Genomic DNA, 14,961 nt, shown 5'->3' on the forward strand with positions numbered 1-14,961 from the left:
TGACTTTTCGAAAATTAGTGCTTATTTGTTGTCGTCATTAACCTCTTCGAATTCTGCATCAACTGCATCATCGTTTTTGCCAGCAGATTGACCTTCAGCACCTTGTGCTGCTTGTGCTTGTTTAGCTGCTTCTTCATAAAGCTTTGCAGAAAGGTTTTGAACGATTTCTTGAAGCGCATCTTTTTTCGCACGAATTTCTTCTAATTCGTTTTTCTCGATTGCTTCTTTAAGCGCATCTTTCGCTTCGTTCGCTTTTGCAACTTCGCTTTCGTCCACTTTGCCTTCCAAGTCTTTTAGTGTTTTTTCTGTTGTGAACACTAATTGGTCAGCTTCATTGCGCAATTCTACTTCTTCTTTGCGCTTTTTATCAGCTTCTGCGTTTTCTTCTGCTTCTCTAACCATTTTATCGATTTCTTCATCAGATAATCCTGTTGAAGACTTGATTGTGATAGTTTGCTCTTTGTTTGTTCCAAGATCTTTCGCACGAACATTCACAATACCGTTTTTATCGATATCGAAGCTAACTTCGATTTGTGGAATTCCACGTGGTGCTGGCGGAATGTCAGTCAATTGGAATCTACCTAATGTCTTGTTATCTGCAGACATTGGGCGCTCCCCTTGAAGAACATGAATGTCAACAGCTGTTTGGCTGTCAGCAGCAGTAGAGAACACTTGTGATTTAGATGTCGGAATTGTTGTATTGCGTTCAATAAGCTTTGTGAATACGCCGCCCATTGTCTCAATTCCCAATGAAAGTGGTGTTACGTCAAGAAGAACTACGTCTTTAACATCACCAGTGATAACTCCACCTTGAATAGCTGCACCCATTGCAACTACTTCATCAGGGTTAACGCCTTTATGCGGCTCTTTACCGATTTCTTTTTTGATTGCTTCTTGTACAGCAGGAATACGAGTAGAACCACCGACAAGAATTACTTTATCGATTTCAGAAGCGCTTAAACCAGCATCTTTCAACGCTTGACGAGTAGGACCCATCGTGCGTTCAACTAGATCAGAAGAAATTTCTTCGAATTTAGCGCGGGACAATGTTACTTCCAAGTGAAGCGGTCCAGCTTCACCAGCAGTGATGAATGGAAGCGAAATTTGTGTAGATGCTACACCAGACAGATCTTTTTTCGCTTTTTCTGCTGCATCTTTCAAACGTTGAAGCGCCATTTTATCCTTGCTTAAGTCAATTCCGTTTTCTTTTTTGAATTGATCTACTAGATAGTCAATGATTACTTGGTCAAAGTCATCTCCGCCAAGACGGTTGTCACCAGCTGTAGATTTAACTTCGAATACGCCGTCACCCAATTCAAGGATGGAAACGTCGAAAGTACCGCCACCAAGATCGTATACTAGGATTGTTTGATCTTCATCTGTTTTGTCTAGACCATATGCAAGTGCTGCTGCAGTAGGCTCGTTAATGATACGCTCTACTTCAAGTCCAGCGATTTTACCTGCATCTTTGGTTGCTTGACGCTCAGCATCGTTGAAATAAGCAGGAACTGTGATAACAGCTTTTGTTACCTTTTCACCAAGATACTCTTCTGCATAGCCTTTCAAGTATTGAAGGATAATCGCAGAAACTTCTTGAGGTGAATAGTTTTTGCCTTCAACTTCCACTTTATAGTCTGTCCCCATATGACGTTTGATGGACATGATTGTGTTAGGGTTTGTAATAGATTGGCGCTTTGCCACTTCCCCAACTTGACGCTCTCCATTTTTAAATGCAACTACGGATGGAGCAGTGCGGTTACCTTCTGGATTCGGGATAACTTTTGGTTCTCCGCCTTCCAATACAGCAACACATGAGTTTGTTGTACCTAAATCGATTCCAATAATTTTACTCATGGAAAAATTCCCTCCAATTCATTTATGTAGACCTTACTGGCTAACCTTAACCATGGCTGGTCTGATTACTCTGTCTTTTAATTTGTAGCCTTTTTGGAACTCTTCTACTACAATATTAGGTTCTGTATCTTCCACTTCTACTTGCATTACTGCTTGATGAAGATGAGGATCAAATTCAGTTCCGACAGACTTGATTGTTTCAACACCCTCTTTTTCAAGTGCATCCAACAATCCTCTGTAAACCATTTCCATGCCTGTATATAGGCTTTTCGCTTGTTCTTCTGTTGCTTCTACCTTCAAAGCTCTCTCAAAGTTATCGATAGCTGGTAGCAAATCCAAAACTAGGCTTTGTGCTCTATATGTTTGCGCCGCTTCCATATCAAGCTTCGCTCTGCGGCGGGAATTATCAAAGTCTGCTTGCAGACGCAAATATCGGTTTGTTTCACTCTCTATTTTCGCCTCTAGCTCAGCAATTTTAGCATTTGCTGCTTCGAGATCCTCAGCAAGTGAGTTTGTGTTTTGAGCATCAGCAGTTGTTTCATCTTGCTGAACTTCTTCAAAGACCGCTTCCGTATTCTCTTCAGCATTGTCCTCTTGAATCTCTTCATTCATTGTTGTTTTATCTTCTGCCAACTTGTTCACCTCCCTCAAATGAATTAAATCTTTGTAAATAGTCTTCACAGTGAACTATTATACATAATCAACTTATATAAAGCTTCCAATAACTATCATTTTTTTTAAATGGTTTCCCTACTACCGTTTATCACTGATAATAGGGAGTTACTACATATTAACTATATCCTTCGCTGCTAGTTTTGATACAGCTTTGTCAACACTTTTGTGAGATCATGCGCCATCAGATTTAGCAGGCTGACTACCCGTGAATATTCCATTCTCGTTGGTCCCAATATGGCAATGGACCCTAGCTGCTTTTCCCCTAATGCATAAGAAGCGGAAATAACACTGCAATTATCCATTGCGGTAATATTGTTTTCTGTCCCAATCTTAATGTTGATGTCTGTTGTGTTATTACGGATTAAGTCATGGATGCCTTCCTCTTTTTCAATCATATTGAGCAAATCGCGAATTTTGCTGACATCATGAAATTCCGGCTGACTCAGCATATTCGTCTTGCCGCCGAAGAAAAGCTTCTCATGTGTGTCGATTTTAACAGCATCATAGATTGAATTCAAAAACAAATCATAATGGTTAATATGACGTTTTAAGAGTGTGGCAACTTCCTTATATATTTTGTTGTGCAGCTTCTCAAGAGAGACTCCTGCGAGCCTTTCATTAAGAATATTCACAAGCTTTTCAATTTCGTTTGCATCTGTCGATTCCGGCAAATGAAACATTTTATTTTCGACATGCCCAGTATCTGTGATGATAATGGCAATGGCTGTCTGGGCATTTAATGGCACAATCTGAATTCTTTTCAGTTTGTTTTCCTTTACAGCTGGCCCCAGCACTATTGTCGTATAGTTCGTTAACTCTGAGAGTATTTTTGCTGATTTTTGGACGATGTTCTCCAACTCATAAATCTTCTCAGCAAAAACAGAATTCAGTGTTAACACCTCTTCTTTACGAAGCTTTTGCGGCAATAATAAGTGATCGACATAAAATCGATAGCCCTTTTCGCTTGGAATTCGTCCAGATGAAGAATGGGTCTTTTCCAGATATCCCGATTCCTCCAAATCCGCCATTTCATTTCTAATTGTGGCAGAGCTAAAGGATATTTCCGGTTTTTTCGACAAGCTTCTAGAACCAACCGGCTGAGCAGATGCTATAAAATCATCAATAATCACTTGCAATATCAATAATTGACGATCTGTTAACACATTCATCACCTCTGTTAGCACTCATTAGCACCGAGTGCTAATTCTACTTATAAATTATCAAATAAAAGGGGAGTGTGTCAATAATTTGGTTTTTATTTCGCAAAAGAAATTCTTTCCTAATTAAACAGACAACCTCCCCCTATTTTAGGAGGAGGTATTGTTAAAGAATTCCGATGAAAGATTGAAATACTTCATTTCCTAAAAAACGGCCATTATATGTGAGTTTTAAATTCCCATCCTCAATGGAAATTAATCCTCTTTCCAATAATTTCTCCAGTTCAGCAGCAAACAGCGTCTCAATGTCTTGCTTATACTTTTCCTTAAACACAGCGAGACTGACGCCACTGTTTTTTCTCAGCCCTAAAAACAGCTCCTCTTCCATCATTTCTGCTAAAGTAACCTGATGATTGTCGAGAAGAGGCAGACTTCCTGCAGCCAAAGGCTCCATGTATTTTTTTAATGGGCCGAAGTTAGAGCGGCGGTAGCCATTAACGTAACCATGTGCTCCTGCACCAAATCCGTAATATTCTTCATTATTCCAATACGTTATGTTATGGATGCTTTCATAGCCCTCTTTTGCGAAATTACTAATTTCATACTGCTTGTAACCATGCTGTGCCATCTCCTCCATAAGCAGGCGGTACATGCTTGCTTCTGCATCTTCACCAGGTGTAAGCAGTTTGCCCTTGCGGAGAAGATTATAAAATACTGTCTTTGGCTCAATGATCAGCGAATAACCAGAAAAATGCTGGATATCTAAAGTAAAGGCCTGCTTTAAGGTAGCGGCAAAATCGTCTAATGTCTGACCTGGCAGACTGTACATTAAATCGATGCTAATATTGTCAAACCCGATCTTTTTGGCAGCCTCTACCGATGTGAAGACATCTTTAGCTCTGTGCGTTCTGCCTATCCTTTGCAATAGGTCATCATTAAATGATTGCACACCGAAGCTCAAGCGGTTGACTCCACCTTCATACAAGGCTTTCAGTTTATCTGGTGACAAGTCTCCAGGGTTTGCCTCAAATGTATATTCAGCATTTTCTGCTAAGTGCAGATTTTCACTGATAATCGCACATAACCTCTCCAGCTGCTTAGCATTAAGGCTTGTTGGTGTTCCGCCTCCGACAAAAACGGTTTTAAGCGGGGCATTATTTTTACTTGCCGTCAGCTTTATTTCCTGTTCCAGTGCATCCAAATATTCGTCCACAGGCTGGCCTTTTAAAAACACTTTATTAAAATCACAATAATGACATATATGTTCACAAAATGGGATATGGATATATGCTGCTTTAATCAATATGTCACAGTCCTTTCTCTTTGCAAAAAATAAGAAAAGAGGTTAGCACTGCTCTAAAGCTGCAGCCTAACCCCGATTTTAGCTCATTAATTATTTTTCGTCGTGTTATTGTCATCCATGCGCAGTACAGCCATGAACGCCTCTTGCGGTACTTCTACGGAACCGACTTGCTTCATCCGCTTCTTACCTTCTTTTTGCTTTTCAAGCAATTTACGTTTACGGGAAATGTCACCGCCATAACATTTTGCCAATACGTTTTTACGCATAGCTTTAATCGTTGAACGGGCAACAATCTTTTGGCCGACAGCAGCTTGGATAGGCACTTCAAACTGTTGGCGCGGAATAAGTTCCTTCAGCTTTTCAACAATGATTTTTCCTCGTTCATAAGCAAAGTCCTTATGGACAATAAAGCTTAATGCATCGACTTTTTCTGCGTTAAGGAGAATATCCATTTTTACAAGCGTCGACGTTTTGTAGCCGATTAGCTCATAATCAAAGGATGCATAGCCTCTTGTATTTGATTTCAGCTGGTCAAAGAAATCATATACAATTTCAGACAGCGGAATTTCATAAATTATTTTAACGCGCGTCTCGTCCATATATTGCATATCAATGAACACACCGCGTTTTAGCTGGCAAAGCTCCATGATTGCACCGACATATTCGTTTGGCGCCATCATTGTTGCTTTTACATACGGTTCTTCAATATGATCAATTTTTTGCGGATCTGGCATTGCCGATGGGTTATCCACCTTCAATTCCGTTCCGTCTGTCATAATTACATCATAAATAACACTTGGAGCTGTCGTGATTAAATCGATTTTGAACTCTCTTTCAATTCTCTCTTGGATAATTTCCATGTGCAGAAGTCCTAAGAAACCACAGCGGAAACCAAACCCTAACGCCTGCGACGTCTCTGGTTCAAATTGAAGGGCAGAATCGTTCAGCTCTAATTTTTCTAATGCTTCGCGAAGGTCATTAAATTTCGCACTGTCGATTGGATACAATCCGCAATATACCATCGGATTCAGCTTGCGGTATCCAGGCAGCGCTTCTACCGCTCCGTTCTTCGCACTTGTAATTGTGTCCCCGACACGTGTATCGCCAACGTTTTTAATTGCTGCTGTAAGGTATCCAACATCACCAACAGACAGCTGATCTGTATTGACAGCCTTTGGCGTGAAAACACCGACCTCAATTACTTCAAACTCTTTGCCTGTTGCCATCATTTTAATCTTATCCCCAGGTTTAACTGTACCTTCGACTACACGAATATAAGTAACAACACCTCTATAAGCATCATAAAGGCTGTCAAAAATAAGCGCTTTAAGCGGCGCTTCCGGATCTCCTTGAGGAGCAGGAACCTTTTCAACCACTTGTTCAAGGATATCTTCGATTCCAATACCAGCTTTCGCAGAAGCTAGGACTGCTTCAGAAGCGTCTAATCCAATAACATCTTCAATTTCATTGCGGACACGTTCTGGATCTGCACTTGGCAAATCAATTTTGTTAATAACAGGAACGATCTCCAAGTCATTGTCAATTGCTAAATATACATTCGCAAGTGTTTGTGCTTCAATTCCTTGAGCAGCATCGACAACTAGCACAGCTCCTTCACAAGCTGCTAAACTGCGGGATACTTCATAGGTGAAATCGACATGTCCCGGTGTGTCAATCAAGTGCAGTGTATAAATTTCACCGTCTTTTGCTTTATATTTAAGCTGGACAGAATTCAGCTTGATTGTAATTCCGCGCTCTCTTTCTAAATCCATCGAATCAAGGAGCTGGTCCTTCATTTCACGGGCTGTCAGCGCATTTGTCTTTTCTAATATTCTATCTGCTAAGGTAGATTTTCCATGATCAATATGAGCGATGATGGAAAAATTACGGATTTTTGATTGTCTTTTAAGCATTTCTTCTCTGTTCATCTAGTTCACTCCTACAATAATCGCGCATATACACTATTTCTGATTATAGCAGTGTGATGGGTAAGATTCAATGAAATTATCTGCAAGAAAAAGCATTCATAGACACTTTGTCAGCATTCAATGGATTTTTCGCACCTGCTATTATGGCTGTTCACCGCTGTCTTGGCCCTTATTCATAAAACCGCCCACCAAATCAACCCCTTTTTGCGCAAGGGAAGAAACACCGTCAGCGACTCCCTTCCCAATCCCTGAAAGAAGATTAAAGGTTTTCATCTCCTCCATCTGCTCTTTCTTCTTTTGCAGATCATGGCTTGTTACATCCGTCCCTAGTATCGACGCCTCTAACCCGCCCTGCTCATTGCTGATTGATAGTGCACTGTTAAAGTTTTTATCTTCATATCCTTTCAAGCTTAGGATACCCCCATTTGCCTGCTGCATGCCGAATAACACACACGCAAACATTAATAGCGCAATCCCAACTGCCCGCAAAGTAAACATCTTCACGTATTAACACCTCTTTCTAAAACGCAAGTTTAGCCGCCGTTCACACTTTCTGCTTTCCAATAGTACTCACTGAAAGCATCAGCTAACGCCTTCGATGTTCGATTTAATTCTTCAAATGTATTATCAACACCGCCGATTTCGACCAACATGCTGTTCTCTGATAAATCCTGATTAAATTTTCCGTTTGTATAAGCACCTTTTTTTAGAATGACTCCTCGAGACAGAGATTTATATTTTTTCTTTAAAATAGAGTGGAGCTCTTCAGCGAGCTGCTGATTTTTTTCAAAATTATTATTGTTTCCGCCGATGACGAAGGCGATTTTCGCATAATCTTTTCCGTCTATTGTCGTCGTTGTGTTTTTTCGTCTCTGGGAATCACGGTGCACATCTATTAGGTAGCTTAAATCCTTATTGTCAGTCATCGCCGCTGTTACTACTTCTCTTGAACCTTGATAGGATTGAGTATAAGTCCAGCCTTTTTTATCTAGCAGTTTTTGAATATCCTGTTTTTCGACTGTTGTGCCAATCCCCTTCATTTCCAGTTCTTCCTTGATGACATCCCCTAATTTTGTAATGTTAATTTTAGAATGCTGAGCTAAGTTAGGATCTGTGACTCCTTTGAGGTACGGCAAAAATGATTCTCGGTTATGGGAAAAGTATAGATAGACAATTTTTTTGTCGCCAGTTGTAGGAGCGGCCGCAGGTTTTTGTTTCTCTTGCTCTTCCAGTCTTTTAATTTCATCTGTCCGCTGCAATGCCGCTTCTTTTCCAGCCTCAATAAATGGCTGAGGAGGTGCTGATTCTAGAGGCAGGTTCGTATAATTGGTTCCATCCCCAGCTACTAGTATTTCACTGTCATATAAGGAAAAGGCGGGAAGCTCTCTTCCTAATAAACTGCGGGGATCATCCAAATTTATATTTGTTGCTAGTTTTATAAACACTTGGCTGAAGCTTGTATTTCTCTGTTCTTCTGACAGTACGGACAAAAAGTGATGATTTTCTGCACCAAGCAGAGAATAAAAGAAGCTCCCATCTATTTCGCTAGGCGATTTCTCAAGTAAGGTTGAACTCATATTCATTTCCTGCTTTACAGAAGAAATAGCAATTACTGAAATAAAAATTAAAATAAAAAGGATAAATAATACTGGCAGGATGTTCAGCGCATTAGCATTCCATATATAAACTTCTGGTTTTTTTCGTAGTGGTTTCATATTCACCTCTCCTAGCAAGTCTATTAATAACTATGTAAATGCTAGGAGAGATAGAACTAGTAATTTAAATAGGAATGCTAGATTTCTCTATTAAACGAACAAGCTTTCCTTATTAATGTGTATTAAATCCGGCATTATCTTGATTGATTGCACTGTGCAGTGCTGCATTCAGTCCGCTTGCGATGAGATTGGACATGTCTTCAATAAAAACATCGACTTCTTTCGGCGTGACCATCAAATTATGGCCAATTGGCGAAAGAACTTCATGAATAAGGCGGCGCTTCTCCTCTTCCGGCAGTGTGCCGATAATCCCTAAAAATGTTTTCCGATGGTGCTCCTCTGGTAAATCTTCGTCTGTCAGCACTCTTTTCTCCCCAAAGCTCAAACCAGCAGGCGCAAGTGCTCTGGACGGCCTGTCTCCTTCTCTAAGCTCCTTCCCAAAATGCTTCAGGATATAATCTATCGTGTCACTAGTAATGGAAACTGCATCAACTACTGTCGGAACGCCGATTGCTATTACAGGCCTGCCTAATGTATCTTCACTTAGCTCTTTCCGTTTATTTCCTACACCAGATCCAGGATGGATGCCTGTATCAGAAATTTGGATAGTAGAATTCACTCTATCAATACTTCTGGATGCAAGTGCATCTATTACGAGGACAAAGTCAGGATTTGTCTTTTCCACTACTCCTCTAATAATGTCACTTGTTTCAATTCCAGTCAGTCCCATGACTCCAGGAGAAAGTGCACTGACAGGTCTGTAGCCTTCTTCTACATTTTGCGGTTGCAATTCGAATAAATGCCTTGTAACAAGAATATTTTCGCAAACTTGCGGACCGAGTGCATCAGGGGTCACATTCCAGTTCCCTAAACCAACGACAAGACAGGAGGCATCAGCGGGAATATTGCTAGTAACAAGAAATTGAGAAAACTCTTTAGCAAACACTTTTTCTACTTCTGCTTGAAGCTTGCTATCCTGCTGGCGAATACCTTGAACTTCTAAAGTTAAGTATCTGCCTTTTTTCTTTCCAATCAGCTCCTCGCCTTTTTCCGTCACTTCCACATAAGAAACTTTTATCCCTTTTTCTTCTTTTTCTTTAATAATGACACCATCTAGTTGTGATTGATTTGGTTCTGTTTCAATAAGGGATTTCTGTGCTAGCGCCATGTCTGTTGCTTCAATGGCCAAATCTGTTCGGACGGCATACTTGCTTAAATCCAGCTGTTCACTCATACAGTTTCTCCCTTCATAGAAAGTAATATATTCTTATCATGCCCGTGCAGCAGCCAAAAAATTCATGGAGAAACAGACAGAAAAGGGAGGTTTTTTAACAGTTACAACAAAAAAATAGCTGTTAACGGTTCAAATTAAGTGGAGAGTATTGCATTATTAGAAACGGTTTGATAAAATATCATTTGTTCTTTAAGTTTTTTAGGAATGTAAAAATCGAGTTTATATATGATTCTCGATGCTTCTTTTTAGGAGGTGAACGTAAATGCCAAATATTAAATCTGCTATCAAACGCGTAAAAACTAGCAATGCTCGTAACGCTCAAAACACTACAGTGAAATCAGCAATGCGTACTGCTGTTAAAAAAGCTGAGGCTGCTATTGCTTCTGAAGATAAAAATGCTGCGAACGAAAGCTTTGCAGTAGCTGCTAGCAACCTAGACAAGGCTGCTGCTAAAGGTCTTATCCATAAAAATGCTGCTGCTCGTAAAAAATCTCGTCTAGCTAAGAGAAACAACGCGATCAACGCATAATAAGCACAAGCACAAACAAAATTGGCTATCCATTCGGTAGCCTTTTTTATTGCCGCAAATTAAAAACGCTGCCATCAAGGCAGCGTTTTTTTAGGTTTATTTAGCCTGTCCCAATTTAAATAGAATCATCTCAATAATCATTGTTTTATTCGCAGCGCCCGTCTTCATCTGGTAGTCGGCTTCAGCAAACATGCTGATACACCTTGTTAGCTCTTCATCAGTAAAGCGGTTAGCTTGGCCTGCAGCGAGCTTGACACGAAATGGGTGAACTTTTAAAACAGACGCAATTTGCTGTTGTCCGTAACCCGTTTTCGATAGTGCTTTAACTTGATAAATAAGTCGGAATTGGTTTGTGATAATTGCTAGCATTTTTAACGGCTCTTCATTTTGTTTCAATAAATCATAATAAATTCTTAATGCCTCATCAATTCGTTTGTTAATGATTTTTTCCACAAGCGCAAAAATATTTTGTTCCAATGATTTAGAAGCGAGTTCTTCCACTATTTCCTTGGTAATCAATTTAGAATCCTGTACATACAGCGCCATCTTATCTACTTCACTTGTTAAAAGGAACAAATTTGTTCCAGCAATGCTGAGCAAAGCTTCGAGGGCATCATTGTCCAGTTCGACTTTATTGTAGGATGCTCTTTGTTTCATCCAGTTTTTTAATTCCTGTTCATTTAATTTCTTAGCTTCTAAAATTTCTGCGGTTTTTTTTAGTTCTTTCGTAATTTTCTTCCGCTCATCAAGCTTTTCATAACTGCCTGTAAAGACAACAATCGTATAAGGAGAGGGCTCCTTTAAATAAGCTTCAAGTCTCTTTACATCATGTTCCACTTTCGATTTTGTCTTTTCACTTGTTAGAAAAAACGGGTTCTGCAGAATAACAACCTTTCTGTCTCCAAAAAACGGAATTGTTTCCGCATCTTCTATTGCCAGTTCAATACTGACTTCCTCTAAGTCGTATACAGACAGGTTAAAATCTTCTTCATCAGGATTTAAAGCTGTTTGAACCAATAATGTTCTTGTTTCATTTATTAGAAATGATTCCGGCCCATACATTAAATAAACAGGCGCAAATTCTTGCCTTTTAATTTTTTTCCAAATTTCTTGCATCAAAATTCTTCTCTCCGATCATGTCCTTTTACTTGCAAGGACAGCCTGATATTACATATCAAGCATGTTTTTAGCATCTATATTATATCGTAAAGAAGCATTTCTATTTTGACAAGCGTTAAACTAAAAAGCGGACAACTGTTTTTACGAAAAGCTCCAGCCTTCTTTGAAAAACTGGGAAGATGCTTTTCAAAGAAGGCATTCGCTTTTATAACAGCTGCCCGCTTTCAATCTATAATGAACGCAGCATATTAAGGCCTAGGATACTTAACATGCTCCGGTACACTAAGGTTAGTTTTTACACTCACCTATAGCTTTATATATGAAACTCAAATCCAAAACAGGAAAATTTCCGCTTTTGCATGGTAATCGAAATGTAAGTATTGCCCTAGGGATATTCACTATTTATTGCAGCTAATTTCCTCTGTTTTGTTATATGTTATGGCTGTTGCAAAAAAAAGGTGCCTTTTTTTTGAGAAAATTTAAAAGAAATGGTTCCATTCACATCTGTTCTCCACACAGTTATCTTTTTTGCTTGTAAACGTTTAAGCACCCCCTTATCCGGATGGCCGTAACGGTTGTTTTTTCCTGCTGAGATAATGGCAATATCAGGATTCACTTCTTCCAGAAATGCTTCTGTAGTGGAGGTTTTGCTGCCATGATGGGCTACTTTAAGTACATCTGTTTCTAGATTGGATTGTGCGGCAAGGAGCATTTCCTCCCCATTTTCTTCTATATCCCCTGTAAACAGCCATGACAGCCCTCCAATTTGTGCAGAAATGACAATTGATCCATCGTTCTCACCACTGCTGTTCACAGTATTCCTACCTGGTGCAATAATTTGAAAAACGGAATTTCCATTTGTCCAGCCATCTCCCTCTCCTACAAAAAAGACAGGAATATTTTTCTGCCTTGCCAGCTCCCATATTTCCTTTTCCTTATCATTTGGTTGGTTACTAGATTTAGGCATAAGAATCTGTTTAACTGGAATGCTCTTTATTAGCGCAACACTTCCGCCAATATGATCCATATCACCATGGGTAAGAACTAGCTTGTCAATTTTGGTAATTCCTTTGCTTTTTAAGTACGGAACTAGAGTATCTTCACCGACCTCATAACTATTCTCTCTTTCCTGCCATTCTTCTTTTTGATATTCCATTGTACCGCCTGTATCAATTATATATGTCCCCCTATTGAACGGCTCATTAATAAGAATACTATCTCCTTGTCCAACATTAATAAAAGTAACTTCCCCATATTTACTCCAAAATTCTCCTGTGTATTGAAATAAGAGCAAGCAAAAGGGGATTAAAAATGCACGTTTTCTCAAATGGGGCAATGCTTCATAAAGGCAGAAAAACACTGGTATGAAACAAAAATACAGTATCAATTCAAGATTGTTCGGTTTACCGAAAATAATCGTAATATAGGGAATGTCTGCTGTTTTTGTTACAAGCCAGTCTGACAGCTGACATATTTTGTCTATGGGGTAAAGAAAAGCTATGGTGACTTTAGGTAAAAGGAACGATAGAAAAAATACAAGGATGAAGTATGGGAGCAGAATCGAAAAAAGGGGGATATATACAAGGTTTGCAAAGAGTGACAAAGCAGGAAGCTCATAAAAATAACTCAATAGAAAGGGCAGCACAGAAAGCTCGCAAAAATAAGCAGTAAGCAGATATATTTTCACCGGCTGCTTTTCGCCTTTAAGAATAGACGTACTCAGCAATAAAAACAAGCTGACGATAAAGGACAATTGGAAGCCGATATCAGTCACAATTTTCGGAAACAGAAAAAGATAACCGAGGAACGCGATACTCAGCAAATCGATCGAGGAGTAACTCGATAGCCGCCACCTCCTCTGGAGAAGCATTAGGCTGGCAGTAGAGACCGCTCGGATAACAGAAGGACTTAAACCAGTCAAAACCGTATAGGCAGGCAATATAAGCAATATTATCGTGATGCTTTTCTCTTTCGTCATACCAACTCTCAACAGGAAATAATAACCTAATCCAATCAAAAGCAGGACATGAGAACCTGAGATGGCCAGCAAATGTACAATCCCTAATTTTTGATAGGCGTTTTGAATAGCACTTGCTATATAAACCCTGTCACCAAACAATAAAGCAATGGCAACTGGTGCCGTATTTTCGGAAAAAACGGCTTCAATCCAAGCGATTCCCTGCTCTCGTAATACTTTAATGGCAGACAGCAAATCGAAGCTAAGCTCTTTGCAGGAGGTGATATCCTTCACTTGTAATACCCAATGAATGGACTGCCTTTTTAAATAAAGCTGATAATCAAACATTCCTTCATTGGCAGCTGCTGCCGGCTGCGCTAATTGCCCTGATACCACACATGTTTTTCCAAGGAAAGACTGTTCCGTAACATCTAGCTTCTCTTGAAAAGTGTTTAATTGGTAATGAAGCAGCAGCTTCTCATCAGACTGATTGTCTTTTGCAACGGCTGTCCACTTGTCACCATCGATTTTAGTTGTTTCCATTATTGTCAGTGAAAAGTTTGTTTGGGTACTTTTTAAGGAGGAGAAATTATTTTTGACATCTAAATGGGCCCTGTAAAAAAAGATAGCACCTATAAAAACTAGTAATAATAATAAGGGGATTGTCCATTTCTTTACAATAATCAGGAAGAATATGAACACAATTAAAGCAAGAAGGAAGATAAGAGAGGAGAAATTCGCTAAAAGAACAGCCAGAAGTGCGGCTACGGCAAAATAGAGGATATTATTATAAAGAAAATTCATGATTATTTAGGGAGAAACTTCTTCTTTAAACAGAAGAAGTTTCTGTAGGTATGATGGAGAACAGTTCTTCTGCTTGCTTTTCTAATTCCTCAATTCCCTCGCTGTCTTCCCCGCTCTCTTTCAACTGATTCAGCAATTGCTTTACAAGCAGTTTCTTTTCCTTATGCTTCTCATCAAAAATAACCTGCTGTGCTTCTACCTTTTCAACATGCACATTTGCCTGTTGAAACAACTCTAGCGCATATGGATGGTTTTTATAGTCATGAGCATAATAAACAGTTTTTATGCCAGCCTGTACAATTGCCTTACAGCATTGCAGGCACGGAAAATGCGTAACATAAATATCTGCCATGGATGTCGCCACACCGAATTTAGCGCATTGTAATATCGCATTCATTTCTGCGTGAATGGTGCGAACACAATGATGATCAATGACATAACAGCCTTCATCAATACAGTGCACGCCTCCGGCAATGCTGCCATTATAGCCCCCGGCGATAATCCGCTTATCTCTTACAATCGTTGCACCAACAGCAAGCCTTGTGCATGTGCTTCTTAAGGCAAGCAATTCGCTCTGTGCCATAAAATATTCATTCCATGATAATCTATCCATTTAATACATTCACTCCTAGTAAAAGTTTAAAAAGTATCCTTATTAGTTTATATGCAAGAAACCATGGCGTCAA

Annotated in this window: 12 protein-coding genes; 1 reads left to right on the forward strand and 11 read right to left on the reverse strand. The window is 39.5% G+C overall.

From position 1 onward, the window contains the following. Window positions 1–21: 21 nt before the first annotated feature. The 8 genes from dnaK to gpr form a co-directional block, all read right to left on the reverse strand. Complete coding sequence (gene dnaK, locus ACLIJJ_RS03910) at window positions 22–1,854, reverse strand: molecular chaperone DnaK (RefSeq protein WP_233313104.1); 1,833 nt, start codon at window positions 1,852–1,854, stop codon at window positions 22–24. Window positions 1,855–1,887: 33 nt separating this feature from the next. Further along, entirely contained in the window at window positions 1,888–2,487 is a 600-nt protein-coding gene (grpE, locus tag ACLIJJ_RS03915) for a nucleotide exchange factor GrpE (RefSeq protein ID WP_411229262.1), read from the reverse strand. A gap of 176 nt (window positions 2,488–2,663) precedes the next feature. Further along, the gene (hrcA, locus tag ACLIJJ_RS03920; protein ID WP_233313103.1) at window positions 2,664–3,692 is read right to left on the reverse strand and encodes a heat-inducible transcriptional repressor HrcA; all 1,029 of its coding nucleotides are present in this window, start codon (window positions 3,690–3,692) and stop codon (window positions 2,664–2,666) included. A gap of 160 nt (window positions 3,693–3,852) precedes the next feature. Beyond that, window positions 3,853–4,989 (reverse strand): radical SAM family heme chaperone HemW, encoded by a 1,137-nt coding sequence (hemW, locus tag ACLIJJ_RS03925; protein ID WP_233313102.1) that lies wholly within the window; start codon window positions 4,987–4,989, stop codon window positions 3,853–3,855. 86 nt (window positions 4,990–5,075) lie between these two features. Next, complete coding sequence (gene lepA / locus ACLIJJ_RS03930; RefSeq protein WP_237941723.1) at window positions 5,076–6,917, reverse strand: translation elongation factor 4; 1,842 nt, start codon at window positions 6,915–6,917, stop codon at window positions 5,076–5,078. Between the two features lie 141 nt (window positions 6,918–7,058). Next, window positions 7,059–7,415, reverse strand: coding sequence for a DUF3679 domain-containing protein (locus ACLIJJ_RS03935; protein WP_233314700.1), 357 nt, complete (start codon window positions 7,413–7,415; stop codon window positions 7,059–7,061). Between the two features lie 35 nt (window positions 7,416–7,450). Then, window positions 7,451–8,632 (reverse strand): stage II sporulation protein P, encoded by a 1,182-nt coding sequence (gene spoIIP, locus ACLIJJ_RS03940; protein WP_411410569.1) that lies wholly within the window; start codon window positions 8,630–8,632, stop codon window positions 7,451–7,453. Window positions 8,633–8,744: 112 nt separating this feature from the next. Continuing rightward, the gene (gene gpr / locus ACLIJJ_RS03945) at window positions 8,745–9,866 is read right to left on the reverse strand and encodes a GPR endopeptidase (RefSeq protein ID WP_233313099.1); all 1,122 of its coding nucleotides are present in this window, start codon (window positions 9,864–9,866) and stop codon (window positions 8,745–8,747) included. A 262-nt stretch (window positions 9,867–10,128) separates the two neighbouring features. Here gpr and rpsT point away from each other — a divergent pair, with 262 nt between their 5' ends. After that, complete coding sequence (rpsT, locus tag ACLIJJ_RS03950; RefSeq protein WP_233313098.1) at window positions 10,129–10,395, forward strand: 30S ribosomal protein S20; 267 nt, start codon at window positions 10,129–10,131, stop codon at window positions 10,393–10,395. A gap of 96 nt (window positions 10,396–10,491) precedes the next feature. Here the strand turns inward: rpsT and holA are convergent, their stop codons facing one another. The 3 genes from holA to ACLIJJ_RS03965 all read right to left on the reverse strand — a co-directional run bounded on the left by holA (window position 10,492) and on the right by ACLIJJ_RS03965 (window position 14,888). After that, a complete protein-coding gene (gene holA, locus ACLIJJ_RS03955; RefSeq protein ID WP_282581438.1) occupies window positions 10,492–11,511 on the reverse strand; it encodes a DNA polymerase III subunit delta in 1,020 nt (339 codons plus the stop codon). 439 nt (window positions 11,512–11,950) lie between these two features. Continuing rightward, window positions 11,951–14,275, reverse strand: a complete 2,325-nt coding sequence (locus tag ACLIJJ_RS03960) for a DNA internalization-related competence protein ComEC/Rec2 (protein ID WP_411410570.1) — start codon at window positions 14,273–14,275, stop codon at window positions 11,951–11,953. Between the two features lie 25 nt (window positions 14,276–14,300). Next, entirely contained in the window at window positions 14,301–14,888 is a 588-nt protein-coding gene (locus tag ACLIJJ_RS03965; RefSeq protein WP_233313095.1) for a ComE operon protein 2, read from the reverse strand. Window positions 14,889–14,961: the final 73 nt, after the last annotated feature.

This window comes from Niallia laureatilytica, assembly GCF_046613985.1.
In the GTDB taxonomy this organism is placed as follows: Bacteria; Bacillota; Bacilli; order Bacillales; family Cytobacillaceae; genus Niallia.

Bases quoted from the DNA above. Each gene is read 5' to 3' on its own strand.
- dnaK (WP_233313104.1), bottom strand. From the start codon at position 1,854: ATGAGTAAAATTATTGGAATCGATTTAGGTACAACAAACTCATGTGTT.
- lepA (WP_237941723.1), bottom strand. From the start codon at position 6,917: ATGAACAGAGAAGAAATGCTTAAAAGACAATCAAAAATCCGTAATTTT.
- ACLIJJ_RS03935 (WP_233314700.1), bottom strand. From the start codon at position 7,415: ATGTTTACTTTGCGGGCAGTTGGGATTGCGCTATTAATGTTTGCGTGT.
- spoIIP (WP_411410569.1), bottom strand. From the start codon at position 8,632: ATGAAACCACTACGAAAAAAACCAGAAGTTTATATATGGAATGCTAAT.
- gpr (WP_233313099.1), bottom strand. From the start codon at position 9,866: ATGAGTGAACAGCTGGATTTAAGCAAGTATGCCGTCCGAACAGATTTG.
- rpsT (WP_233313098.1), top strand. From the start codon at position 10,129: ATGCCAAATATTAAATCTGCTATCAAACGCGTAAAAACTAGCAATGCT.
- holA (WP_282581438.1), bottom strand. From the start codon at position 11,511: ATGCAAGAAATTTGGAAAAAAATTAAAAGGCAAGAATTTGCGCCTGTT.
- ACLIJJ_RS03960 (WP_411410570.1), bottom strand. From the start codon at position 14,275: ATGAATTTTCTTTATAATAATATCCTCTATTTTGCCGTAGCCGCACTT.
- ACLIJJ_RS03965 (WP_233313095.1), bottom strand. From the start codon at position 14,888: ATGGATAGATTATCATGGAATGAATATTTTATGGCACAGAGCGAATTG.